At 61.7% G+C, this 25,511-nt stretch carries 21 protein-coding genes; 8 read left to right on the forward strand and 13 right to left on the reverse strand.

All coding sequences use genetic code 11. The features are described from left to right. Positions 1–227 precede the first annotated feature (227 nt). Positions 228–1,322, forward strand: a complete 1,095-nt coding sequence (locus tag FHT79_RS07015) for an AbrB family transcriptional regulator (RefSeq protein WP_047610870.1) — start codon at positions 228–230, stop codon at positions 1,320–1,322. Here the strand turns inward: FHT79_RS07015 and FHT79_RS07020 are convergent. Beyond that, a complete protein-coding gene (locus FHT79_RS07020) occupies positions 1,282–2,193 on the reverse strand; it encodes an AraC family transcriptional regulator (RefSeq protein ID WP_047610872.1) in 912 nt (303 codons plus the stop codon). The two genes, FHT79_RS07015 and FHT79_RS07020, sit on opposite strands and share 41 nt — an antisense overlap. A 40-nt stretch (positions 2,194–2,233) precedes the next feature. On the opposite strand from FHT79_RS07020, the gene FHT79_RS07025 reads away from it, so the two are divergent. After that, positions 2,234–2,641, forward strand: coding sequence for a DUF2000 family protein (locus FHT79_RS07025; RefSeq protein ID WP_183903141.1), 408 nt, complete (start codon positions 2,234–2,236; stop codon positions 2,639–2,641). Between the two features lie 67 nt (positions 2,642–2,708). On the opposite strand, the gene FHT79_RS07030 is transcribed toward FHT79_RS07025, so the two are convergent. The 9 genes from FHT79_RS07030 to FHT79_RS07070 all read right to left on the reverse strand — a co-directional run bounded on the left by FHT79_RS07030 (position 2,709) and on the right by FHT79_RS07070 (position 16,281). Further along, the gene (locus FHT79_RS07030; protein WP_047610874.1) at positions 2,709–3,374 is read right to left on the reverse strand and encodes an OmpA family protein; all 666 of its coding nucleotides are present in this window, start codon (positions 3,372–3,374) and stop codon (positions 2,709–2,711) included. Between the two features lie 262 nt (positions 3,375–3,636). Further along, a complete protein-coding gene (locus FHT79_RS07035) occupies positions 3,637–4,635 on the reverse strand; it encodes a flagellin (protein WP_183903142.1) in 999 nt (332 codons plus the stop codon). Between the two features lie 268 nt (positions 4,636–4,903). Further along, positions 4,904–8,059, reverse strand: coding sequence for an efflux RND transporter permease subunit (locus FHT79_RS07040; protein ID WP_183903143.1), 3,156 nt, complete (start codon positions 8,057–8,059; stop codon positions 4,904–4,906). Then, complete coding sequence (locus FHT79_RS07045; RefSeq protein WP_132572562.1) at positions 8,056–9,267, reverse strand: efflux RND transporter periplasmic adaptor subunit; 1,212 nt, start codon at positions 9,265–9,267, stop codon at positions 8,056–8,058. The genes FHT79_RS07040 and FHT79_RS07045 overlap by 4 nt, the downstream gene beginning before the upstream one ends. A gap of 267 nt (positions 9,268–9,534) precedes the next feature. Then, positions 9,535–10,455 (reverse strand): adenylate/guanylate cyclase domain-containing protein, encoded by a 921-nt coding sequence (locus FHT79_RS07050; RefSeq protein WP_183903144.1) that lies wholly within the window; start codon positions 10,453–10,455, stop codon positions 9,535–9,537. 159 nt (positions 10,456–10,614) lie between these two features. Further along, positions 10,615–12,165 carry a SpoVR family protein gene (locus FHT79_RS07055; protein ID WP_047610884.1) on the reverse strand — a complete coding sequence of 517 codons (1,551 nt, stop codon included), beginning with the start codon at positions 12,163–12,165 and terminating at the stop codon, positions 10,615–10,617. After that, on the reverse strand, positions 12,162–13,436 hold the full coding sequence (locus FHT79_RS07060; RefSeq protein WP_047610886.1) for a YeaH/YhbH family protein: 1,275 nt from the start codon (positions 13,434–13,436) through the stop codon (positions 12,162–12,164). The genes FHT79_RS07055 and FHT79_RS07060 overlap by 4 nt, the downstream gene beginning before the upstream one ends. Before the next feature lie 12 nt (positions 13,437–13,448). Further along, positions 13,449–15,392: a PrkA family serine protein kinase gene (locus FHT79_RS07065; protein ID WP_047610888.1), complete on the reverse strand. Its 1,944-nt coding sequence runs from the start codon at positions 15,390–15,392 to the stop codon at positions 13,449–13,451. Positions 15,393–15,804: 412 nt separating this feature from the next. Next, positions 15,805–16,281, reverse strand: coding sequence for a VOC family protein (locus tag FHT79_RS07070; protein ID WP_047610889.1), 477 nt, complete (start codon positions 16,279–16,281; stop codon positions 15,805–15,807). Between the two features lie 260 nt (positions 16,282–16,541). On the opposite strand from FHT79_RS07070, the gene FHT79_RS07075 reads away from it, so the two are divergent. After that, the gene (locus tag FHT79_RS07075; RefSeq protein ID WP_183903145.1) at positions 16,542–19,034 is read left to right on the forward strand and encodes a UvrD-helicase domain-containing protein; all 2,493 of its coding nucleotides are present in this window, start codon (positions 16,542–16,544) and stop codon (positions 19,032–19,034) included. 16 nt (positions 19,035–19,050) lie between these two features. Here the strand turns inward: FHT79_RS07075 and FHT79_RS07080 are convergent, their stop codons facing one another. Beyond that, positions 19,051–19,398, reverse strand: a complete 348-nt coding sequence (locus FHT79_RS07080; protein WP_183903146.1) for a hypothetical protein — start codon at positions 19,396–19,398, stop codon at positions 19,051–19,053. Positions 19,399–19,800: 402 nt separating this feature from the next. Here FHT79_RS07080 and FHT79_RS07085 point away from each other — a divergent pair, with 402 nt between their 5' ends. The 3 genes from FHT79_RS07085 to FHT79_RS07095 all read left to right on the forward strand — a co-directional run bounded on the left by FHT79_RS07085 (position 19,801) and on the right by FHT79_RS07095 (position 22,022). Further along, the gene (locus FHT79_RS07085; RefSeq protein ID WP_183903147.1) at positions 19,801–20,304 is read left to right on the forward strand and encodes an EF-hand domain-containing protein; all 504 of its coding nucleotides are present in this window, start codon (positions 19,801–19,803) and stop codon (positions 20,302–20,304) included. 330 nt (positions 20,305–20,634) lie between these two features. Then, positions 20,635–21,261, forward strand: a complete 627-nt coding sequence (gene pncA, locus FHT79_RS07090) for a bifunctional nicotinamidase/pyrazinamidase (protein ID WP_183903148.1) — start codon at positions 20,635–20,637, stop codon at positions 21,259–21,261. Positions 21,262–21,356: 95 nt separating this feature from the next. After that, a complete protein-coding gene (locus tag FHT79_RS07095; RefSeq protein ID WP_183903149.1) occupies positions 21,357–22,022 on the forward strand; it encodes a dihydrofolate reductase family protein in 666 nt (221 codons plus the stop codon). A gap of 93 nt (positions 22,023–22,115) precedes the next feature. Here the strand turns inward: FHT79_RS07095 and FHT79_RS07100 are convergent, their stop codons facing one another. Then, positions 22,116–22,379, reverse strand: coding sequence for a DUF2164 domain-containing protein (locus FHT79_RS07100; protein WP_047610898.1), 264 nt, complete (start codon positions 22,377–22,379; stop codon positions 22,116–22,118). Positions 22,380–22,512: 133 nt separating this feature from the next. On the opposite strand from FHT79_RS07100, the gene FHT79_RS07105 reads away from it, so the two are divergent. Next, entirely contained in the window at positions 22,513–23,244 is a 732-nt protein-coding gene (locus tag FHT79_RS07105) for an AzlC family ABC transporter permease (RefSeq protein ID WP_183903150.1), read from the forward strand. Positions 23,245–23,247: 3 nt separating this feature from the next. After that, positions 23,248–23,556 carry an AzlD family protein gene (locus FHT79_RS07110; protein ID WP_183903151.1) on the forward strand — a complete coding sequence of 103 codons (309 nt, stop codon included), beginning with the start codon at positions 23,248–23,250 and terminating at the stop codon, positions 23,554–23,556. A 31-nt stretch (positions 23,557–23,587) separates the two neighbouring features. Here the strand turns inward: FHT79_RS07110 and FHT79_RS07115 are convergent, their stop codons facing one another. Further along, positions 23,588–25,423, reverse strand: coding sequence for an aminopeptidase P family protein (locus FHT79_RS07115; protein ID WP_183903152.1), 1,836 nt, complete (start codon positions 25,421–25,423; stop codon positions 23,588–23,590). Between the last annotated feature and the right edge of the window lie 88 nt (positions 25,424–25,511).

The raw sequence follows: 25,511 nt of genomic DNA on the forward strand, positions 1-25,511 counted from the left end.
TCGGAAGTCAACCTCCATGAAAACAATAGCTTACAAAAGTTATATGAATCAATTTCGCATTCCCAGGCGCCGAGAAGCCAGATTTCGCAATTGACCGTTCGTCTTCCACCCGCCTATATCGGACCCGCGCCAGCCGGCTCTTGCAGCCGGCCTCTCTTCGTCATGCCGGAGCCCCTCCCATCTTCAGCCTCAGGGCTTGGCGCCGGCCAGAAAAAGACACGGGGATCATGTCATTCAGCGACGCGAGCCGCCTGCTGCGGGATGCCGGCCTGCCGAAATGGGCGCTGCTGCTGGCGCTTTCCACAGCTCTCGTCATCTTCCTCGAACTCTTCGCCCTGCCCGCCTCGCTGCTGATCGGGCCGATGGTTGCGGCCATTCTTCTGGCGCTGACCGTCGGCAAGGGAAAGCTTCGTGTGCCCTTCTGGCCGTTGCAATTCGGCCAGGTCCTCGTCGGCCTGATGATGGCGCGCACCATCACCGCCGACATTCTCGGCACCATGGCGAAGGACGCGCCGCTCTTCCTGCTGTTCATTTTCTCGGTCATCGCCATCGCCACCGGCCTCGGCTGGCTGCTGACGCGCTGGCAGGTATTGCCGGGAACGACTGCCGTCTGGGGCTCCTCGCCGGGCGGCGCTTCCGCCATGGTCATCATGTCGGAAGCCTATGGCGCCGATGCCCGCCTCGTCGCCTTCATGCAATATCTCCGCGTCGTCTTCGTCGCCGTCGGCGCCTCGGTGATCTCGCGCCTGTGGGTGGCGGCCGACGGCGGCGAGCCGCCGCCGCTTGTCCTCTTTCCCGAGATTGACTGGCCGGCCTTCGCTGCGACGATGGCTTTTGCCGCCTTTTGTGCCTATGGCGTCCGGCGCCTGCGACTCCAGGGCGGCACGATCATCGCACCGCTCTTTCTCGGCGCCTTGCTGCAGGGCATGGGTCTCCTGAAGATCGAGCTGCCGATGTGGCTGCTCGCCATCGCCTATGCACTGGTCGGCTGGAGCATCGGCCTGCGTTTCACCCGCTCGATCCTCAAGCACGTGGCGCGTGCCCTGCCGAGGGTATCGGCCTGCATCGTGCTGCTGATGGCGCTCTGCGGCTGCATGGCCGCAGCGCTTCACGTCTTCGCTGGCATCGATCCGCTGACCGCCTATCTCGCCACCAGCCCTGGCGGCGCCGATTCCGTCGCCATTATCGCCGCCTCCAGCGATGTCGACGTACCCTTCGTGATGGCGATGCAGACCGGCCGTTTCCTGGTGATCCTGATGATCGGGCCGATGCTCGCCCGCTTCATCGCACGCCGTTCCGGCCTTGCGGAAAATCCCGCATAGAACGCTGCGCGGAATTATGCGCGAGCGCTGCCCACTGGCCGGGCGTCATGCCGTAGGCTTTCTTGAAATGGCGATTGAGATGGCTCTGGTCGGCAAAGCCGGTCGCCGCCGCCACATCGGAAATCCCCTCGCCTGCGCCGATCATCGCCCGCGCCTGCTGCAGCCGCCGCATTAAGAGGTAGCGATGCGGGCTGGTGGCGAAGGCCGCCCGGAAATGCCGCGACAGCGCGAAACGGTCGAGCCCCGTCACCGCTTCCAGCTCGCCTGAACGCACCGCCCGGGTCGCATGCGCCTCGAGATAATCCCGCGCCGCCCGCGCCTGCCGCCAGGCGACGAGGCCGAGCGGCCGGCGCGGCATACGCGCATGCCGTGACAGCCCGCCCGTCACCCGCGACAGGAAATCGTCAACGAAAAGTTCGTCCAGTTCGCGATCGAGTTCGCCGAGCGCCGCGAGCAGCACACCCGCCAGCGCCGGATCGCCGATGACAGGTTCGTCGACGAAAGGCAGGCCGGCGCCATCCGCCTCCAGGCATTCGAGAAGCAGCGATGGTTCCAGGTAGAGCATGCGGTACTGCAACCCATCCTCCGTCCCCGCCCCACCGTCGTGTTCCTCGTCGGGATGCAGCACGATCACCTGCCCCGGCAGGCTGAAGCGCTGTTCGCCGCGATAGCGGAAGGTCTGCACGCCCTTCAGTGTGACCCCGAGTGCATAGGTGTCGTGCCGGTGCGGTTCGAAGGCATTGCCCGAGAATTGCGCCTCGATGCGCTCGATGCCGGGAAAGGCCGGCGCGGCCAGGATGGCGTTGCCGGATGGTCCCGCGCACAAACGTTCAAGACCTTCGAAGGCCTGCGGATGTAAATCCTGGCTCAACGCGCCCGATACTCCATAGTCCGAGATGAAAGACCATCCGATGTTTGATACCAAAATTGCCGTCGTCCTGCGAAACAATCTTGCCGGCTGGCAGAAACTGAACGTCACCGCCTTCCTGATAACAGGCATCGCCGGCGGACACCCCGAAATCATCGGCGAACCCTACAAAGACCGCGCCGGCAATCTCTATAATCCGCTGTCGATCCAACCGATCATCGTGCTCTCCGCCGAGGAGGCGACGATGTCAGCCATCCATCGCCGTGCGCTGGAGCGCGATGTCACCGCCTCGCTGTTCATCGAGGAAATGTTTGCAACCGGTCACGACGCCGCCAACCGCGCCGTCTTCGCCGAATTCGCGCCCGAAGATGCCAAGGTGGTCGGTATCGCGCTGCGCGCCGAAAAGAAGATCGTCGACAAGATCACCAAGGGCGCGACGATGCAGCACTGACGTAAAGATTGGAATGAAAAAGGCCGGGCAATGACCCGGCCTTCGTGTTGTCTGGGAAAGCGTGCGATCAGCCCTGCGTGATCGGCGCGATCTGGATTTCGACGCGGCGGTTCTGTGCGCGGCCGGCCTCGCTCGCATTGGAGGCGACGGGCTGCGACGGGCCGAAACCGACGGCGGAGACGCGGCGCTGGTCGATGCCCTGGCCGCCGAGATAATCGGCAACCGAAAGCGCGCGGCGCTGCGACAGGTCCTGATTGTGCTGCAGGCTGCCGGTCGAATCCGTATGGCCGTTGACGTCGATCAGCGTCCGGTTGAACTTGCGCAGTACGATCGCCACCGAATTCAGCGTCGGATAGAAGCCCGGCTTCACCGCATCTTGGTCGACGTCGAAGGTGATGTTCGAGGGCATGTTGAGGATGATGTTGTCGCCGTTGCGGGTCACCGAAATGCCCGTGCCTTCGAGCTGGGCACGAAGCTCGGCTTCCTGTTGGTCCATGTAATTGCCGATCGCGCCACCGGCGAGAGCCCCGACGCCTGCGCCGATCAATGCCGCATTGCGCTTGCCGTGGCCGCCGCCGCCAACAGCCACACCGACGAGGGCACCGCCGAGGGCGCCAAGCGCAGCGCCGCCGGCCGTATTGGAAACCTTCTGCTCACCGGTATAGGGATCGGTCGTCGTGCAGGCACTGAGATAACTTGCTGCAACAGCCAGAAGTATGAATTTCTTGATCATGGACAGGACGGTCTCCGTTCGAACTGATGCGAGCAAATGGCAAGGATTGCGGCAAGAAAATGAAGATGCTCTCTTGATAGGGGAATTTCAGGCGCCGAAACAGAAGCCATGTTGCGGGAATGCGCGGATATCACCAGTTTTAGCGAGTAGTGCGCCTGTGATTGCCGTCATCGGCCGTCGCATAGTGCGTTGTTGGAGCCGCCACTTCTCCTCCCTCATTCCTGTGCTCGTCACCGGAATGAGGGAGAGTGGGATCGCAATCTTAGAAATTCTGGAACAACTGCCTGACCGTATCGTAAGTCGCATTGGCGATGTTCAGCGATTGCAGGCCGAGTTGCTGCTGCGTCTGCTGCGCCTTGAGCTTGCTGGACTCCTCTTCCATGTCGGCATCGACGAGCCGGCCGATGCCGGCGGTGATGTTATCGTGCAGTTTGCTAGCGAAATCGTTCTGTAGGTTGATGCGTTTCTCCAGCGCGCCGAAAGCCGAGCCGACCGTCGTCAGCTGCGTCAGCGCTGCATCGACGACGCTAATCATTTCGCTGACCTGTCCTTTCGTCGTGGTGTCCGAAAGCGAGATCACCACTTGGCCCGTGGTGGTGCCGTTCTTGCTCGTCATCAGCACGTAGTTCTGCGAGGCGCCGAGCTCGGTGGCGAAATAGGTCGACGTCAGCACACCGTATTCACCCGAACCGGTGGCGCGATCATCGATCAGATAGCGCGCATCCTTGGAGGACGTACTTCCGCTCGGCGTCGTATCGATATGGTAGCTCAGCATGCCGACCGAGACAGTGCCGTCGGCATTGCGAATGAAGGAGGCCGGGATCTGGCGCGGCTGCGTCGGGGTCGCATCGTTATTGAGGACCACCCAGTTGTCACTGTTGAAGGTCGCCGCTTCCGAGACGCTGCGCAACTGCTCCTGCAACTGCTTGAGCTCTTCGTTGATCTTGTTCTTGTCGACACCATCTTCCGTTGCGGCGACCAGCTTCGCCTTGATCTCGGAGACGACATCGATGACGTCCTGAACGCCGGTATAGGCCGTTCCCATCGTCGCCGCCGCCATGCCGAGCGCATCCTGGATCGCTGAAATCGCCTTGTTATCGGTTCGCGCGGTTGTGGCGACCGACCAGTAGACGGCATTGTCGCTGGCTTTTGCAACACGCATGCCCGTCGTGATGTGATTTTGAGTGACGGCCATGTTCCGATTGATATCGCGCAGCACATGAAGCGCCGCGTCCACGGAAACGCGCTGATAAATACTCACGGGAACTAGACTCCAAAAACTCAACAGACGCAAACTGTACAAAATGAACCGTGCCGCGCGGACGCTCATGTCCGGGGTCGCTGACGCTTCAGCGCTGCGGCCTTCAAGAAACGAAGAAGACCAGTCGGTGTCTGGAGCAATCATTGCCGTTTATGCTTAACAAACGGCTAAACTTCAGAAGTAATTCATCTTATTTTTCAAGGTTTCGTACACCATAAGAAACGCCGCCGGACGAGGTACGGCGGCGTTGCAAAATCGGATGGAAGCCTTATTCGGCAGCCTGTAGCTGCTCATCGTCGGGGGTAGTGCGCGACCGTGTGGCGACCGCCATCTCTTCGTGCAGGCGCGCTTCCTCATGGGCGTGCGGCTTGGCGAAGCGGGCAAGCAGCAGATAGGCGACCGGCGTGATGAACAGCGTCACCAGCGTCGCGAAACCGAGACCGCCGACGATCACCCAGCCGAGCGCGACCCGCGCTTCGGCGCCCGCGCCATGGGCAAAAACCAGCGGCACGCCGCCGAGGATGGTGGCGATCATCGTCATCATCACCGGGCGAAGGCGTAGCGCGCAAGCTTTCTCGATCGAGGATCGCACGTCCTCGCCGCGGTCGCGCAGCTGATTGGCGAATTCGACGATCAGGATGCCGTTCTTCGCCATCACGCCGACGAGCAGCACGAGGCCGATCTGACTGTAGATGTTGAGGCTGGAACCGGTGATCACCAGCGCGAAAACGGCGCAGGCAAGGCCGAGCGGCACCGTCGACATGATGATCAGCGAGGACAGCACGCTTTCGAACTGCGCGGCCAATACCAGGAAGATGATGACGATGGCGAAGCCGAAGGTCAGCGCCATGCCGCTCGAATTCTCCTCCAGCGTCGCCGCTTCGGCAAGCGGCAGCAGGCGGGAGCCTGCCGGCAACAGCGGCTCGGCGAGCGCTGTGACCTGCTTGACCGCATCGCCGAGCGACATGCCGTTCCTGAGGCCGGCGGTGATCGCGACCGAAGCGAGCTGCTGCTCGCGGTTGAGCTGCGGCGCGACCGAACCTTCCTTCATCGTGGCGATGACCGACATCGGCACGATCTTGCCGTCGCCGGTCTTCAGGAACACGTTCTCGAGGTCGGTCGGATCGTCGATCGGCCGCGTCGTCGAGGTCAGAAGCACGGGATAGGATTCGCCGTCGACGAAGACGTCGACCACCGAGCGCCCTTCGAGCAGCGACTGGATCGCCGTCGAAAGCCCGGTGATGTCGATGCCGAGGTCGGAGGCACGCTCGCGGTCGATCGCCACCGATACCTGCGCCTGGCTCGGCTCGTTGGTCAGGCGCGGCGTATCGTATTGGCCGGTGGCCTCGAGCGCCTGAACCAGCTTGGCGGCTGCCGCCGTCAGCGCCTCGTGATCATTGCCGATCAGCGCCATCTGCACGCCGCTGCCGGCGCCGCGGATGCGCAGGCTGTTGGAGGAGATGGCATTGCCGCGCAGCGCCGGCACCCTTGATGCCGCCTGGTTGATGTCGCCGACGATCTCCGCCTGCGTCCTCTGGCGCTCTCCCCAGGGAGCAAGCGTCAGCACCATGAAGCCGCTGTTCAGCGAACCGCCCTGGCCTGAGATCGAGAAGACGTTGCGGATGTCGCCGCTGTCGACCAGCGGCTGCAGATATTCCTCGACGAGCTGCATCTTGTCGCGGGTATATTCGAGGCTCGATCCCTGCGGCGTCGTCAGCCGCATCATCACCATCGAGCGGTCCTCTTCGGGCGTCAGCTCGCTCTTGACTGTGGAAAAGGCGATGACCGCCGCGCCTGCAAAGATTACCGAGAACAGGATGACGACGAAGGGCGCGTTGAGGCAGCCGTGCAGGGCCCATTTATAGAGATCGGCAAGCGCCCCGCCGAAACGGCCGAGCGCGCCGTGATCCTCGAGAACCGGCTTGGTCAGCATGCGCGAGGCAAGCATCGGACACAGCGTCAGCGCCACGATCGACGACAGCCCGACCGAGAAGGCGAGTACGAAGCCGAATTCGCGGAAAAGGCCGCCGACCTGTCCCGGCAGGAAGGAGAGCGGAATGAACACCGCCGCCAGCGTCGCCGTCGTGGCGATGACGGCGAAGAACACCTCGCGCGTGCCGAGCACGGCGGCCGCGCGCGGCCCCATGCCTTCGGCGCGCCGGCGCACGATATTTTCGAGCACGACGATCGCATCGTCGACGACGAGGCCGGTCGCCAGCACGATGGCAAGCAGCGTCAGGATGTTGATCGAGAAGCCGACCATATAAATTGCCGCCAGCGTGCCGATCAGCGCCACCGGCATGCTGACCGCCGGGATCAGCGTCGCGCGCCAGTCGCGCAGGAAGAGATAGATGACGGCGGTGACGATGACGGCGGCGAGCACCAGCGCCAGCACCACCTCGTGGATCGCGCCCTGGATGAAGACGGCGTCGTCGCTGGTTATGGCGATCCTCGTGCCCTCGGGCAACGTCTTCGATAGCTGGTCGACAGCGGCCTTGATGCCGGTCGAGATGTTCAGCGTATTCGACTGCGCCTGGCGAATGATGCCGAGGCCGATGCCCGGCTTGCCGTTGGAGCGCAGCGCCGTTTCACCGTCGCGCGGCCCAAGCGTCACCGTCGCCACATCACCGAGCCGAATACGATCCTGCAGCATGACGTTGGAAAAATCCGCCGGCGTCTGCAGATTGGCGGTGGCGCGCACCACGATATCCTGCGTCTTGCTTTTCAGCGAGCCGGCCGGCACGTCGAGGGCCGCATTGTCGAGCGCCTTCGTCAGGTCGCCGATGGTCAGCCCGCGGCTGGCCAGCGCGCCCTGGTCGACATCGACGCGGAAAACCTTCTCCTGGTCGCCATATTCCTCGACATCGGCAACGCCATCGACGGAGGCGAGGCGATCGATCACCTCGTTTTCGACGAGCTGTGTCAGGTCGTCCATGTTGAGTTTGGTGGAGGTGACGGCAAGGCGCATGATCGCCGAGGAATCCGAATCCGCCTTGACGATCTGCGGCGCATCCGCCTCATCCGGCAGGTTCTGGGTGACGCGGCCGATCGCGTCGCGCACGTCGTTGGCGGCGACCGCCAGATCGATCGCATCGGAGAATTCCAGCGTCACCCGACTCTGGCCGAAGGAAGAGGTCGACGAGATCGACTTCAGGCCGCTGACGCGCGCAACCGCCCCCTCGATCACCTTGGTCAGTTCCTGGTCGATCGTCTGCGGCGATGCGCCGTCGAAGGTGGTGCGCACGGTGACGACGGGACGGTCGACATCCGGCAGTTCGCGCACCTCGACGCCGACATAAGCCGCAAGGCCGGCTACGACCATCAGCGTGTTGAACACCAGCGCCAGGATCGGCCGGCGAACGAAAAGTGCGGTGAAGCTCTGCTTGCCCGAGGCCCTGTCCTGATGAATCTCGGTCACGCTCATTGGGTCGCGACCTCCGCAGTGGATGCGACATCGGCGCTGATACGCACCGCCCCGCCCTCCCGCACGCGCTGCAGGCCCTGCGTTACGATCTTGTCGCCGTCCTTAAGGTCGGCTTTGACGAGCACGAAATCGGGATTGCGCTGCACGACGCTGACACGCACCTTATGCGACTTGTCGTCGGTCACCTGCCAGACGAAGGAACCCTGCGAATCCCACTGCACGGCGACCGGGTCGACGGCCGGATATTTGTCGCCGGGAAATTTCATGCTGACGCTGAAGGACATGCCGGCACGCAGCTCATCGGAGCTGTTGTCGATCCGGGCGCGCAGGCGAAGCGTGCGGCTTGCCGCGTCGATGCGGTTGTCGACGGCTTCGACGACACCGGAAAACACCTGTCCCGGCCTTGCGACCGACATCGCCTCGACCGGCTGGCCGACCGACACCGTATTGGCGAAGCGCTCCGGCACCCAATAGTCGACGAGGATTTCCGAACGGTCGTCGAGGGTGACGATCGGGATGCTCGTCGTGACGTTGTCACCAATATTGACCGGCACGATGCCGACGATGCCGTCGATCGGGGCTGTGATGTTGCGCCGTGCGAGATTGAGCTCGGCGGCCTGCAACTGCAGCCGCGCGCCCTGCTCGGCGATCTCGGAATCGAAGACATCCATGCGCGACACGCTGGACTTGATGTTGTGATAGAGATTGGATTTCTCGACGGCGGCCTTGACCGCCACATCCGCCTGGCCGCGGGCGATCACCTGCTCCTCGCTGTCGAGCTTGGCCAGCACCTGCCCGGCCTTCACCCTGTCGCCCGACTTGATGAGGATTTCGCGGATTGTGCCCGATGCCTGCGGCGTGACCGCAACCGAACGGATCGCGTCACCTGTGCCGATGGCATTCAGCCGATCGTTGACGACGCCCTGGACGACGGCTTGCGTCGCGACGAGGATGGCGCTGTTACGCCCGCCGCCGTTGCGGCGGTTCTGGCCCTGGCCTTGTCCCTCGCCGCGCTGTTGACCTTGTGCCCGGCCGGGAGCGTCGGCATCCGCTGTCTCCTCGGCCTTCGGCGCGATCTTGGAAACGATGCTCTCTGGAATACCTGCATCGCGCATCGTATCGCCGGCGCCGGGCACAAGGAAAACCCACGCGGCAAAGCCGGCAATAATGACGATGAGCGACAGTATAAACTGCTTCCAAAAGGCCATTCACGTCTCCGGAGGGACTCGAGGTTGGACCAGGGTCGGTCGAAAGAGGCGCTGCGGGATCAAGAGTCCCGTCTGATGCGACAATATCGCGCGTTTACAGTTTACCGGCAAGCATAAGCAGCCGGCATTACCGATTTGTAATATCAACAAAGAATGGAAATAACCCGGGCGCTCACTTTTGCTTGAACGGACACTCACGCATGTCTTTGACACCGTCGATTTCGGGCGAGATGCCGTATCCAATCTCTGGCGATGCGGGTCGGACGTCTATCGGCGCATCGACCATCGCAGGCCCATTGCGGCGGCAATCCCGAGGATCGGCCACACCGCCCAGAACTGCCCCGTCCAGGTGAAGAGGTTGATGCCGACAAAGCCGAGCGCCAGGATCGCCAGCGAGGTGAGCTTGCGGTTGAACCGGCTCTGGTCGCGATTCCAGGCGAGTGCCGCGACGACGGCGAGCGCAAGCACCGGAAAGCGCGCCCAGAAAACGCCCTGCCACGATAGAAGGTTGATGCCGATCAGGACCACGGCGATAACGCCGAGCACCCCGTACAGCCTGCGTCTGCCCGGTGCCGGCCTTACCTCGGCCATACCAGCCGGCATAACCGCCGCCGGCTGCGATCGCGCCGGACTGGATCCTCCGGCAGGCGGCGTCTCATCCCTGGCGTCGCCGATCTTCACCGCATAGCTCGGCACGCCTTCATCGACGTTCTTCACCATCAGCGGCCCGAGAAACTCGAAACCCACAGCCACCTTGTTGCGGACCTGGTCGTAAACGGTGCTCGATATGACGATGCCGCCGGCCGTCGCCGAAGCCTGCAACCGCGCCGCGATATTCACGCCGTCGCCATAAATATCGTCGTCTTCGACGATCACGTCGCCGAGGTTGATGCCGATACGGAAGAGCATGCGCCCGTCGGCCGGGCGGCGGGCGTTGAAGCCCGCGAGTTCGTTCTGAGTGTCGACGGCCGCGCGCACCGCTTCGACCACGCTCGGGAAATCGGCGATCAGCCCATCGCCCCAGGTATTGATGATGCGGCCGCCATGGCTTTCGATCAGGCGCCCCATCGCCTCCCGGCAGCGCTTCAGGCTCGCAAGCGTGCCCTCTTCGTCAGCCCCCATCAGCCGCGTATAGTCCTGCACGTCAGCACAGAAGATCGTCGTCAGCTTGCGCCGCGTTTCACTCATGGTCTCTCGTCTCCGCGCTGTCCGCCCGCCGGGAAAGATCGCTGCAAAGGGTGAAACTGGCCGAGATCAGGGGGCGATTGCAACGGCGATAAACTACTAAGGCTTTGTGTTTGTTGCCACCGATAATTGTTGATTATCGCCCGTCAGCATAACGGGTGATTATTGAACGATTTTGCGCGGGCTCGCCGTGTGTTCTCTCGCCACCGTGCTGGAGCTGTCGATTTCCTGAAGCAAGACGTCGTAGCCCCAGAGATCGGCGAGATGCTGCAGGACGAGTTTCGTGTCATTTTCCTGAAGGTAGCAGCCATTCACGACGATGTGCTGCAGCAACAGGCGGCGGTCGCCGGCGAGGTCGACATCGACGATATCGATTGCCGGGTCGGTCCAGCCGATATCGTATTCGCGGGAGAGCTGGCGGCGGATGCGCAAATATCCGCGCTCATTGTGGATCGCCGAAACCAGTATCCCCTCGGTCTGTTCCGGATCGTCGTAGAGATGGAACAACCGCAACTGCCGGATCAGGTTCGGGCTCAGGAACTGGCTGATGAAGCTCTCGTCCCGGTAGTTGGCCCAGATGTCGCGCAACACCGCCATCGCATCGCCTCGTCCGGCGATATCGGGAAACCATGCGCGGTCCTCTTCCGTCGGCGCCGTGACGATCCTCTCGATATCCTGCATCATCGCAAAACCAAGCGCATAGGGGTTGAATCCCGAGAACCGCCGGTCGTCATAACTCGGCTGGAACACCACATTGGCGTGCGACTTCAGGAATTCCAGGAAGTTTCCGTCGCTGATCTGCCCTCGCTCGTGAAGCCGGTTCATGATCTGGTAGTGGACGAAGGTGGCGGTTCCCTCGTTCATCACCTTGGTCTGGCGCTGCGGATGAAAATATTGGGCGACGTGGCGGACGATGCGAAGGATCTCGCGCTGCCACGGCTGCAGCCGCGGCGCCGTTTTCTCGAGAAAGTAAAGGATGTTGTCCTGCGGAAGACCGAGGGCGGCGCGGCGCTTATCCAGGCCGCTGTCGCTCGCCTTTTTGGCCTTGCCGACGGGAACCGTGCGCCACAGGTCGTTGAACATCTGTTCCTCGTGGGCGCGGCGCTCCTGCTGCCGCTTCTCCTCCTGGCGAAGATCGATGGTGGTCTTGCCCGCGTATCGATGCACCCCGTGCGACATCAGCGCATGGGCTGCATCGAGCGTGCGCTCGACGGCCGTCTCGCCGTAACGCTCCTCGCAGCGCGTGATATAACCCTTGGCGAAATCAAGGTAATCGAGGATGCCCTCCGCATCGGTCCAGAGCTTGAAGAGATAATTGTTCTTGAAGAAATGGTTGTGGCCGAAGGCCGCATGCGCGGTGACGAGCGTCTGCATCGTCGCCGTGTTCTCTTCCATCAGGTAGGAGATGCAGGGAGAGCTGTTGATGACGATCTCATAGGCAAGATCGCGCATCCCCCGGCGATAGAAAGTTTCGTGATGCGCGAAGTGTTTGCCGAAGGACCAATGGCGGTAAAAGAGCGGCATGCCGGTTGAGGAATAGGCATCCAGCATCTGCTCGGAGGTGATGACTTCGATCTGGTTCGGATAGACGTCGAGGCCGAGTTCGTTAAGCGCGATGTCCTCGCAGGCGTCGTGGATGCGCTGGAGTGTTGAAAAGTCCCAGTCGGCCCCCTCGAACAATAGCCGCTCTCGTGGCCTCATCGTCATGGTCATGGCGTTACCTTCGACTGTGCGTCACGTTTCTGGAAGAGATCGTGGAAAACCGGGAATATTTCGTTTCGCCGGCAGACCTTGCGCATCGAAAGCGGCTGCAGCTCGGAACGGATCCCGTCATAGAGCATCCAAAGCGGTGAGCGGGATACCGAGGAGTCGCCGCCCTCTTCACCGACCTCGATATAGGCGAAATACTGGCACAGCGGCAAAATCTCGCGCAGCAGCTGCCCGCTCAGGTTCCCGTCCGAATGGGCATTGTCGCCATCCGAGGCCTGGGCGCCATAGATATTCCATTCTGCCGGATCGAAACGCGCCGCGATGATCGCCCGCATTGCCGCCAGCGCGCTGGAGACCAGCGTGCCGCCCGTTGCCGGGCCATAAAAGAAGGTTTCCTCGTCGACTTCCTCGGCCTTGTCGGTATGGCGGATGAAGACGATCTCCACTTTCTTGTAACGCTTCGACAGGAAGAGGTAGAGCAGCAGATAGAAACGCTTCGCCAGGTCCTTCATGTGTTCCGACATCGAGCCGGAGACGTCCATCAGGCAGAACATCACGGCCTTCGCCACAGGCTTCGGCTCGTTTTCGAAGCGGCGATACCGCACGTCGAGCGGATCGATATAGGGAATGCGCCGGCTTTTTTCCGTCAGGGATTTGAGTTTTGCCTCAAGCGTCAGGCGGCTCTCGTCGTCCTCGCATTCCTCGATCTGCCGCTGCAGGGCTTCGATTTCTTCGCGGCGCGGACGGCCAAGCGCGACACGGCGCATCATCGCGAGCCTGGTCGTGCGGCCGACGGCGATGTTGGACGGCGATCCCGACACGGAATAGCCGGCACGGAAGGGCGTTTCCTCCTCGGTTTCGGCCAGGCGCCGCTTGGCAAGGTCGGGCAGTTCCAGATCGTCCAGGAACACATCGAGGAATTCCTCGCGCGTCAGCACGAAACGGAAGCCGTCCTCGCCGTCGCCTTCGCCCGCATCCTTGGGTTTTCCGCCCCTGCTCCCCGGCGGGCGCGGAAGAATGTCGCCTTCGACGAAGGCCCTGTTTCCAGGCAGGATATGATCGCGGATGCCGCCGTCGCCCCTTCGCAAGTTCGGTTCGGCCATCCCATCGATCGGCAGGCTGATTTCCCCGCCGTCGAGCACATCGCGAATGTTGCGGTTTTGCAGAGAACGTTTGACCGCCTGCTGCACGGCGCCCTTCATGCGTCGAAGGAACCGCTGCCGATTTTCCAGACTTTTACCGCGCGGATTCAGCCGCCGGTCGACAATGTGCATAATGGCTCCGCATTAACTTGCCTGTTTGACGCGCATGTACCATTCCACAAGGCGTCGAACCTGCCTCTCGGTGTAACCCCGCGCGGCCATGCGCGAGACGAATTCGCTGTGCTTCTTTTCCGTTTCGGAATCCTTCTTCGATCCGAAGGAAATGACCGGCAAAAGATCTTCGACCTGCGAGAACATTCGCTTTTCGATGACTTCCCGGATTTTCTCGTAGCTCGTCCATGACGGATTCTTTCCGCCGTTGGCTGCCCGCGATCTCAAGCAGAACTTGACGATTTCGTTGCGGAAATCCTTCGGATTGGCGATTCCCGCCGGCTTTTCGATCTTCGTCAGTTCCTGGTTGAGGAGCTCGCGGTCGAGAAGCTGGCCAGTATCGGGATCCTTGAAGTCCACATCTTCGATCCAGGCATCGGCATAGTCCACGTAGCGGTCGAACAGGTTCTGTCCGTAGTCCGCATAGGATTCAAGATAGGCCTTCTGGATTTCATTTCCAATGAACTCTGCGTAACGCGGCGCAAGATCGGCCTTGATGAACTCCAGATAGCGCTTCTCGACATCGTCGGAAAACTGCTCGCGGCGGATCGACTGCTCCAGCACATACATCAGATGAACCGGATCGGCGCCGATATCCGTGGTGTCGTGGTTGAAGGTGGAGGCGAGCACCTTGAAGGCGAAGCGGGTGGATATGCCGTCCATGCCCTCGTCGATGCCGGCGGCATCCCGATATTCCTGGACACTGCGGGCGCGCGGATCCGTCTCCTTCAGGCTTTCGCCGTCGTAGGTGCGCATCTTCGAAAAATACGTCGAATTCTCATGCTTGCGCAGGCGTGAAAGCACGGAGAAGCGGGCCAGCATTTCGAGCGTCGCCGGGGCGCATGGCGCATCGGCGAGTTCGGATCCCTCGATCAGCTTCTCGTAGATCTTCTGCTCTTCCGTCACGCGCAGGCAATAGGGCACCTTGATGACGCAAATACGGTCGATGAACGCTTCGTTGTTCTTGTTGGCCTTGAAGGTCTGCCATTCCGCCTCGTTCGAATGCGCAAGAACGATGCCGGAGAAGGGTATGGCGCCGATATTCTCGGAGCCGATATAGTTCCCCTCCTGCGTCGCCGTCAGCAGCGGATGCAACATCTTGATCGGCGCCTTGAACATCTCGACGAATTCGAGCACGCCCTGATTGGCGCGGTTGAGGCCGCCCGAATAGCTGTAGGCATCGGGATCGTTCTGGGAATAGGTCTCCAGCTTGCGGATATCGACCTTGCCGACCAGCGACGAGATATCCTGATTGTTCTCGTCTCCAGGCTCGGTCTTGGCGATGGCGATCTGGCGCAGCCGCGAAGGCTGTACTCTGACGACGCGGAAGCGGGAGATATCGCCGCCGAAATCGTCGAGTCGCTTCAGGCACCACGGGCTCATCAGTCCGTTCAGGCGACGCAGGGGAATACCGTATTGCTCCTGCAGGAGCGATCCCATCGTGTCCGGGTCGAAGAGGTTGAGCGGACTTTCGAAAACGGGGCTGATCTCGTCACCGGCCTTCAGCACGTAGATCGGATGAACCTCCATCAGCAGCTTTAGCCGCTCCGCCAGCGATGACTTGCCGCCGCCGACCGGGCCGAGCAGATAGAGGATCTGCTTGCGCTCTTCGAGCCCCTGGGCTGCATGCCGGAAGAAGGAAACGATGCGTTCGATTGTCTCTTCCATGCCGTGGAAGCCGGCAAAGGCGGGATAGATCCGGATGGTCCGGTTCATGAAAATCCGGCCGAGGCGCGCGTCCCTGGCGGTATCGACCATCTGCGGCTCGCCTATCGCGGCAAGCAGCCGCTCGGTCGCATTGGCATAGGCAAGCGGTTCTTTTTTACAAAGGTCGAGATACTCCGCGATCGACATATCGGTCTCGCGGCGCGCATCATAACTGCGGGTGAACGCATCAAATACGGATTCGCTCAGCATGGGCCCTCCATTCAAGGTTACTGCCACAGGCTCTAGGTCGTCATACCAAAGGAGATGGCCACGACATTCCTAAGAATCAATAGTTTCGCAGGTATATTCCACGCTCACCGGCTGTTTCTGGCAATGCACAAAAACGTGCATGCACCGGTTATTTTTTTACTCTACGAAACTGTTTCTTATTGTAGTTGAGAAAAGGACTTTTGCGGTATCAGCACATTTCGCGACGTGACAGAAAGATGAAAAGGGTGTGCAATGTCGCCCGTGATTCGAGCCTTGGAAAAATCGACGCTTGGCAGCCAATCTGCGCAAAGTCGATGCTGGACAGCGCATACCCATCCGCGCCTGACATGATAAAGACGGGCGCATCACAGCCATGCGCCCGTTTTTCGTAACGATATGCCACCGGCGCGACTCAGCCGTTGAACGCCTTTTCCAGCGCGGCGATATCGATCTTGATCATGCCGAGCATCACCTCGGTCACGCGCCTCGCCCGCTCGCGGTCGCTATCGGCGACCATCTCGGAAAGCATGCGCGGCACGATCTGCCAGGAAAGGCCCCAGCGATCCTTCAGCCAGCCGCAGGCCTCCGGCGTGCCGCCATTGGCGAGGAATGCCTCCCATATCCGATCGATCTCGGCCTGGCTTTCCAGGAGAATCGCGATCGAGAAGGAATGGTTGAAGCTATCGAGCGGCCCGGCTTTCATCGCCAGGAAGGCCTGGTCGCCGAGCGTGAACTCGATCAGCTCGACGCTGCCGGGAGGCCCGCTCGGCGTTTCCGCCGGCAATATAGTGATGCGGCCGATCCGGGAGTCGGGGATAACGGATGTGTAGAATTCGACGGCTTCGCGCGCTTGCTCGGCGAACCAGAGATTTGAAACGACCTTCGGCATGAAACGGCCTCCTTGTTGACGAGTATTGATCCGGACCCCGTCCGATGATCGAAGCCCGATGCTTCAAGGACGTCGCGCCGGCATCGCTTCCGACAGGTTGCGATCTGAATTTTTTCGCCCGGTTCGCCGGCATGGCGATCGCAGCCGCGCTCGCGGCGCCCTTAGTGCCCAGAGCATCCCGCTTGGGATAGCGGCCACTTGGGAATGAAAGCAGAACATCTTTTCTGGTCTTTCCTTCCCGAATCACTACATTACGCGCCATGAGCAATAGTTTCGACGATATTCCCTTCTTTGATGAAGAGCCGGGCGAGATGGCGCGCAAGCCGCAGCCGCCTCAGGCTTCGTTGGGAAAGGCGCCTGCAACAGGGAGCATTGCAGCTGGAGGCCTCGCCGCGCGCGCCATGGCGGCCCGCGACGGCGGCAAGCGGCCGGATTATCTTGCCGGGCTGAATCCTGAGCAGACAGATGCCGTCGAAACGCTGGAGGGCCCGGTCCTCGTGCTCGCCGGCGCCGGCACCGGCAAGACACGGGTGCTCACCACCCGCATTGCCCATATTCTCAACACCGGCCGCGCCTTCCCCTCGCAGATCCTCGCCGTCACCTTCACCAACAAGGCCGCCCGCGAGATGAAGGAGCGCATTGCGCTGCTCGTCGGCGGCGCCGTCGAAGGCATGCCCTGGCTCGGCACCTTCCACTCGATCGGCGTCAAGCTGCTGCGCCGCCACGGCGAGCTCGTCGGCCTGCGCTCCGATTTCACCATTCTCGATACCGACGACGTCGTCCGCCTGATCAAGCAGCTGATCCAGGCCGAAGGCCTCGACGACAAGCGCTGGCCGGCCAAGCAGTTCGCCGGCATGATCGACACCTGGAAGAATAAAGGCCTCGGGCCTGCCGATATTCCCGAGGGCGACGCCCGCGCCTTTGCCAATGGCCGCGGCCGCGATCTCTATTTTGCCTATCAGAATCGCCTGACGACGCTGAACGCCTGCGACTTCGGCGATCTGCTGATGCATCCGATCGCGATCTTCCGCAAGAATCCGGATCTCCTGAAGGAATATCACGGCCGCTTCCGCTATATCCTGGTCGACGAGTACCAGGACACCAACACCGCCCAGTATATGTGGTTGAGGCTCCTCGCCCAGCGCGCCAAGGGCGAGCCGCAGAATGTCTGCTGCGTCGGCGACGACGATCAGTCGATCTACGGCTGGCGCGGCGCGGAGGTCGACAATATCCTGCGCTTCGAGAAGGATTTCCCCGGCGCCAAGGTGATCAAGCTCGAGCGCAATTACCGCTCGACCGAACATATTCTCGGCGCCGCGGCGCATCTGATCGCCCATAATGAAGGCCGGCTCGGCAAGACGCTGTTCACCGACCGCTCCGATCCGGACGACGTCAAGGTTCAGGTCCACGCCTCCTGGGATTCGGAGGAGGAAGCCCGCGCCATCGGTGAGGAGATCGAGCAGCTCCAGCGCAGCAAGCATCTCTTAAACGACATGGCGATCCTCGTGCGCGCCTCCTTCCAGATGCGCGAATTCGAAGACCGCTTCGTCACCCTCGGCCTCAATTACCGCGTCATCGGCGGCCCGCGTTTCTACGAGCGCCTGGAAATCCGCGATGCCATGGCCTATTTCCGCCTGGTCGCTCAAGCCTCCGATGACCTCGCCTTCGAGCGCATCATCAATACGCCAAAGCGTGGCCTCGGCGATACGACGGTGCGTGCGCTGCACGACTACGCGCGCGCTCGCGACATCCCGATGCTTGCGGCAGCGGCCGACATCATCGAGACCGACGAGCTGAAACCGAAGGCGCGAAAAGCCCTCTTCGACGTGATTCAATCTTTCCGCCGATGGCAGGAACTGCTTGAAAACACACCGCATACCGAACTTGCCGAGCAGATCCTCGAAGAGTCCGGCTATACCGACATGTGGAAGAACGACAAAAGCGCCGAAGCCCCCGGTCGCCTTGAGAACCTTAAGGAACTGATCCGCTCGATGGAGAGCTTCGAGTCGATGCGCGGCTTCCTTGAGCACGTCTCCCTCGTCATGGATGCCGAGACCAACGAGAACCTCGACGCCGTCTCGATCATGACGCTGCACTCGGCCAAGGGCCTGGAATTCGACACCGTCTTCCTGCCCGGCTGGGAGGAAGGCCTCTTCCCGCACCAGCGCTCGCTGGATGAGAGCGGCCGCGCCGGCCTGGAGGAGGAACGCCGCCTCGCCTATGTCGGCATCACCCGCGCCAAGCACCGCTGCCATATCTGGTTCGTCTCCAACCGCCGCATCCACGGTCTCTGGCAGTCGACCCTGCCCTCGCGTTTCCTCGACGAACTGCCGGAAACCCATGTCGAGGTCGCCGAAATGGAGCAGAGCTATGGCGGTTACGGCCGCGGCGGCTACGGCCAGTCTCGCTTCGACAAGGCCGAGCCCTTCGCCAATTCCTATTCCACCCCAGGCTGGAAACGCGCCCAGGCCAACAAGACCGACGCCACCCGTGACAATTGGGGCACCCGCTCCGGCCACGCCGTCGAACGCATCGGCTATGGCGAAAGCGGTCCGAAAGGGCGCACGATCGACGGCGAGCTGGTGGCGAAATCGACCTCGTCGGAACCGTCGCGATTCACCCTCGGCGATCGCGTGTTCCACCTGAAATTCGGCAACGGCAACATCACCGGCATCGAAGGCAACAAGCTGACGATCGAGTTCGACCGGGCCGGACAGAAGCGGGTGCTGGACGGGTTCGTCGAACGCGTCTGACCTTGCGTCAGCACCTTCAGCCGAGCATCCGCATGCTTCCAAGCCCGAGAATATCGTTCATCAGGGCAATCCCCATCCCGATGGCGACGATCGACAATCCGATCAGGAAAAGCCGGCGAGCCCGGTCATATTTGACGGCCACCAGCGAGTCCCGCGCCAGGAGATCGGCAAACACCTTCACCTGAATGGCGATGCCGACCGTCAGGAACGACATCGGCAGCAGATCGATGCGGCTCCAGTCATTCGGATTGGATACCCAGAGACTGATGAAATTGAGAGAGAAACCGAGGATGATCCCGGTCGCCGTCAACGATCCGTTGCGGAACGTCGCATCGATCTTTTCGTTGGGATCCGCTTCGGACATGGCTTCGGTTCCGGCTTGCAGCTGACGGCAAGAAAGGCAGAAATCGCGGTCCTGAGCAAGATCGATCTGGCATCGCGCTCCGGGAAGCCGGACGAAATGCCGCAGCGGCGGGAGCCCCGGCGGACCGTCCATTGCCCCTCCAGCAAGCCGCGATGGCGCCATCGCGTGCGCTCGCAGACATGGACTTTCGCTCGCCCGAACCCGTCGGCCGCTAAAAACGCCAATCATTTCAATGAAACAGCTTTGGTAACCGAAAGGTTAACGTGCGTTGCCCCACGCCGTCAATCGCACCTTCTTCCCTGTCAAAACGTCGCTTTGACGCTTTGCGCAAATCAGCTTAGCCCGGAGACTGCCCGTCCATGAAAGGCGGGCTTCACGACGAACTTTTCGAAGGAGGTTCAAGTGACCAGTGTTTCATCTCTCGGCAGCACGTTGACACAGTATCAGTCTCCGCTTTCAAGCCTGGACAAGAACGGTGACGGCGTCATTTCGGCGGACGAGCTCGCCGCCGCATCGCAGTCCTCGACATCAAGCACGATCGCGACCGACGGCGATAGCGACGACAGCAGTACAGACATCGTCAAGAAGATCACCGCCGACATCCTGTCGCTGATGTTGTCCATGCAGAAAACCGACGGCAGCGACGATCAGGGCGACGGCAGCGATCAGAACGACGATACTTCCAAAGGCGTCTTCGCCTCGATGGATACGAATGGCGACGGCAAGTTGACCGAGTCCGAATTCCTCGCCGCCGATCCGAGCAAGATCAGTACATCCCGCGACAGCGATCCGCTGCTCACCAAGGTGCTGAGCGACATGCAGACGGCGCTTCAGGCCTACCGCAATACCTACGGCGCTTCCGCCGCAGCAGGTGATTCCGCAGCCGACGCCGCGGTTGCGGTCTAGCCGACCGAGATCCGGGCTCTGCCGGGGGAGCCTCGATCCAACGATGCCGCGCAAAAGCGTCTTAGCGGTCAAAGCGATTTGCCGGCAATCGCCGCCGTCTTTGGCCGCGTCTGCGATCCCCAGATTATCCACGAACCTTCCCTCCATTCCATTTCAACACGAGAGCCGCCGCCAGCTATCGTCATAGTTGCATTAGAGCTCCCTACTTTGACGACTTACTACCGCTAGTACCAGAATTAACACTTGCGCCGCCGCGCCTGGAAATCCACTAGTTGATACATTGGGTGTGCTTGGCGTCTTACACTGCAATAAGCGAAGGGATTGGGCTTGATGAAAGCGCTGCTGCTCGTCGACATTCAGAACGGCTTCTGTCCGGGCGGCAATCTGCCGGTACCTGATGGCGACAAGGTGGTTCCCGTCGCAAACAGGCTGATCGACAGCGGCAAATACGATCTGATCGTCGCCTCGCAGGACTGGCATCCGCCGGGTCACGGCAGCTTCGCCTCCGCCCATCCGGGCGCGGCCCCCTTCGAGATGGGTGAACTCTCCGGCAAGCAGCAGATGATGTGGCCCGACCACTGCGTTCAGGGCACGCTCGATGCGGAACTGCATCCTGCGCTCAGATCGGAAGAGATCGATCTGATCCAGCAGAAGGGCGAGCATCCCTATATCGACAGCTATTCGGCCTTCCGCGACAATGACCGCGATGCCTCGACCGGCCTTTCCGATTTCCTCGAGGACCAGGGCATCACCGACCTCGACGTCTGCGGGCTCGCGACCGACTATTGCGTCAAATTCTCCGCGCTCGACGCGCTGGAGATGATGCCGGGTGTCCGCGTGCGCTTCATCGAGGATGCAAGCCGCGGCATCACGCCCGAAGGTGTCGCCGCCGCCATCGAGGAGATGCGGGCGCATGGCATCGCGATCATCGACAGCGCCAAGGTCTTGTCAGATTAAGTCAGATCGCGCCTAAAAAACCACGCGTCGGATGTCGGATCGGTGCAAGCCGATCCGTCCTTGGCTCTGAACACACCAACAATGGGAGTCGAGAGATGAGAAAGCTTGTTGCTGCAGCCTTCGTGAGCCTGGATGGCGTCATGCAGGCACCGGGCGCGCCACAGGAGGATCCGACCGGCGGCTTCACGCTTGGCGGTTGGACCGTCAATTATTGGGACGAGCCGATGGGCCAGTTCATGGGCGGGATCTTTACCGACCCCTTCGAACTGCTGCTCGGCCGCAAGACTTACGAGATTTTTGCCGCGCATTGGCCCTTCGTCGAGAAGGACGATCCGATCGGTCAGGTCTTCAACGCCGTGACCAAATATGTCGCGACCAGCTCCACGGAACCGCTCACTTGGGAGAATTCTATCGCCTTGCGTGGCGACGTCGCTGCCGAAATCGCCCGGCTGAAGCAGGAGGACGGTCCCGCCCTCCTGACGCAGGGCAGCAGCGGCCTGCTGCAGACCCTGTTGGCGCACGACCTGATCGACGAATTCCGGCTTCTGACCTTCCCGCTCGTGCTTGGCCCGGGCAAACGCCTCTTCGGTCAAGGCGCCAAGCCGGAGGCGCTGAAGCTGACCGCCAATAGCGTATCGACGACGGGCGTGATCATGAGCGTCTATGAGCGTGCGGGCGCAATCAAGACAGGCACGTTCGAGCTGGCGCAGCCCTCGGAGGCCGAAGCCGCTCGCCGGGAGCGGATGAAGCGCGAGGGCTGATCCTTCCGCGATCTTGCGGGCCGCGGCGCCGCCGCGTCCCGTTATCGCGACAGCGCCGTGCTCCTTCTCAGATGCGTAGGGAACGCTGTAGAACTATGCGGTAGTGCCCTTGTTCTTCTCCTCGCGCTCCAACAGATAGATGTCTTCCGCCAGGTCCTCCATCTTCCTCAGAAGGGCGGCATGCGCATCGCGAAGACCCTGATTGTAATAATGGGCGCCGATCTCGTCCGCGAAGAAATCGAGCAGGAACTCGGCCGGCAGCACACCGATCGGCTGGTCGAGCTCCGCCTCGAAATAGCGGCGGATGCTTGAAACGATCGCCGCCTTCGCCTCCTTGGAAAATTCGATCTTCTTCATGGTTTCCTCTTGGCCGAATGCACTCTGGAGTTTGATGGTTCAGCGAAATCGATTGGTCAATCAAGGAAATTCAATTGCCGTTGCAAGCCATAGACCATAAGGGGAAACCTGAATTCCAACCGGACAAGATCGCATGAATCGCGCCGACTTTGTTGAAGGTTTGCGGGGCGGCATTGCCGTTGCGCTGGCATCGGCGCCCTTTGGCGCCCTGTTCGGAGCGCTCGCCGTCGAAAACGGCATGTCGCTTTCCGAAGCCGCCTTCATGAGCGCCACCGTCTATGCCGGCGCCAGCCAGATGGTCGGCATCGAACTCTTCGGCCACAATGTCCATGCCTGGCTGATCGTGCTGTCGATCCTCGCCGTCAATTTCCGCCACGTGCTCTATTCGGCGGCGATGGCGCGCTATATCGGCCAGTTCACGCCGGTCCAGAAATTTTTCACCTTCTTCCTGCTCGTCGATCCGCAATTTGCCGCAGCGGTGAAACGCGGCGAGTCGGGTCTGCCGGTCAGCTTCGCCTGGTATTTCGGTTTCGGCATCATCATCTACGTTCCCTGGGTGCTGATCAGCGTCTTGGGCGGCATGCTCGGCGGCTTCATCGGCGATCCCAAGGCGATCGGCCTCGATATCCTGCTGCCGGCCTATTTCCTCGGCATCGTCCTTGGTTTCCGCAAGCGCGACAATTTCCTGCCCGTGGCGCTCGTCAGCGCCGTCGCATCAGTCCTCGCCTATCGCTATGTCGGCTCGCCCTGGCATGTCAGCCTCGGCGCCGCCGTCGGCATCGTGCTTGCCGCCCTGCTGCCGCTGCCGCCGCAAGCGCCGGATCTCGAAGCCGACGCCCTGCAATCCGAAGTGCACGAGGTTTGAGCCATGGAATTCGATCTTCACATGGCGCTCGTCATCTTCGCCGCCGCGGTCGCCACTTTCGCCACCCGCATCGGCGGCTATATCCTCATCACCCGAATGAAGAGCATTCCGCCGCGCATGGAGGCGGCGCTGAATGCCGTGCCGGCCGCCGTGCTGACGACGCTGGTCGCCCCCGCCTTCTTCATCGGCGGCTGGGAATCGAAACTGGCGCTGATCGTCGCCCTCTTCGTCGGCCTGCGCGTTTCGCATACATGGATGCTGGTCGCCGCCTGGATCGTCGTGATGACCTGGCGCCACACGGTCGGCGCCTGAGGGCTGTAGCGCCGGCGCGTCGACGCCGTTCTCAATATTCCAGCGGCAGCGTCGCGTTTTCGAGCCATGCCCTGACATCGTGATCGTGGATCAGCGGCATCAGCGCCTCGTGTGTGCGGCGGTGGTAGTCGTTGAACCAATGCAGCTGGTCATGGGTCAGAAGCTCTGGAATGACGAGGCTGCGGTCGATCGGGCAGAAGGTCAGCGTCTCGAAACCGAGCATCGCCGTATCGCCGCCCTCGATTTCCTCGGCGCCGCGCACATAGATCAGGTTCTCGATGCGAATGCCGAAGCTGCCGGGCCGGTAATAGCCCGGCTCGTTCGAAAGGATCATGCCGGGCAGCAGTTCCTGCGTCGAAAGCCTGGAGATGCGCTGCGGCCCCTCATGCACCGAGAGGTAGGAGCCGACGCCATGGCCCGTGCCGTGGGCGAAATCGGCGCCTGCTCGCCACAGCGCGATGCGCGCCAGCGGATCGAGGTCACAGCCGCGCGTGCCTTTCGGGAAACGCGCCGTGCTGATCTCGATCATGCCCTTCAACACCAGCGTGAAGAAGCGCCGATGCTCTTCGGTTACCCTGCCGATGCCGACCGTGCGGGTGATGTCGGTCGTGCCGTTGATATATTGCGCGCCGGAATCGATCAGGAAGAGTTCGCCGGCCTCGATCATCCGGTTGGTCTCGGTCGTCACGCGGTAATGCATGATCGCCGCATGTTCGCCCGCACCCGAAATCGTGTCGAAGGAAATGTCCTTCAGCGGGTTCTGCATGCTCTGGCCGACACGGGCGCGCGCCGCTTCGAGACGCTCGGCCGCGACAATCTCGCTCACCGTGCCGGGTTTTTCCTGCGACAGCCAGTAGAGGAATTCCACCATCGCTGCCCCGTCCTGCAGATGCGCGGCGGCCGAGCCGTTGATTTCGACGTCATTCTTCACCGCGCGCGGCAGCTTGGCGGGATCGGCGCCCTCCACCACTTCGCCGCCCGCCCGGCGGATGATTTCCGCCAGCGCATAGGAAGCGATATCGGGATCGATCAGCACGCGGCCGCCATTCCGGGAAACGGCAGCGAGTCTCTCCTCCAGCGCCGAGGGCGGCAGCTGCGTGCAGATCTGCCCGAGATAGGCCTCCGGCTCGATGCCCGTCTTGCGTTTGTCGAGGAAGAGCTCGGCTCGGCCGTCGGCATGAATGATGGCGCGCGACAGCGGATGCGGCGTGTGCGGCACGTCGGCGCCGCGGATATTGAAGATCCAGGCGACAGAAGAGGGATCGGCGATCAGCACCGCAGCGAGGTTCTTCTTCGAAAGATCGGCCGCAACTGTCGCGATCTTCGCTCTGGCCAGCACGCCGGCCTGCGCGACGTTCTGGATGCTGACCGCGCCGAGCGGCTCGGCCGGCCGGTCGCTCCAAAGCCTGTCGAGCGGATTGTGCGGCAGGAAGACCAGCGTGCCGCCGATCTGCGAAAGCGCCTTTTCCAGACGACGCACCTCGGCACCCGCATGCAGCCAGGGATCGATGCCGAGCCGCAGGCTCTTGGCGCCGTTTGCGGCCAGCCAGACATGCGGCGGCTCATTGACAAGATCGCCGCCCGAAAAGACCGAACCGTCGACCTGTTCGGCAAGCTGCGTCACATAGCGCCCGTCAACGAAAACGATCGCCTGCGTGCGCAGGATCAGCGCAATTCCTGCCGACCCGGTAAAGCCGGTCAGCCATGCGAGACGCTCCGAACCTGCGGGAACGTATTCGCCGTTGAACTCGTCGGCGCGCGGTACGAGGAAGGCGTCGATGCCGAGCGAATCGAAACCGGCGCGCAACGCCGATACACGATCCCTGCCGAATTGCGGCGTGGAAGTGACCTCGAAAGACTGGAACATGCTGGAAACCCGAATGGTTGAGACGAATCCGGTTAATGGGATAGCTGCCATGTTAGCGAAATTTCAACCGATGGGGAGAAAAAGCGAC

Source organism: Rhizobium sp. BK212, assembly GCF_014197475.1.
In the GTDB taxonomy this organism is placed as follows: domain Bacteria; phylum Pseudomonadota; class Alphaproteobacteria; order Rhizobiales; family Rhizobiaceae; genus Rhizobium; species Rhizobium anhuiense.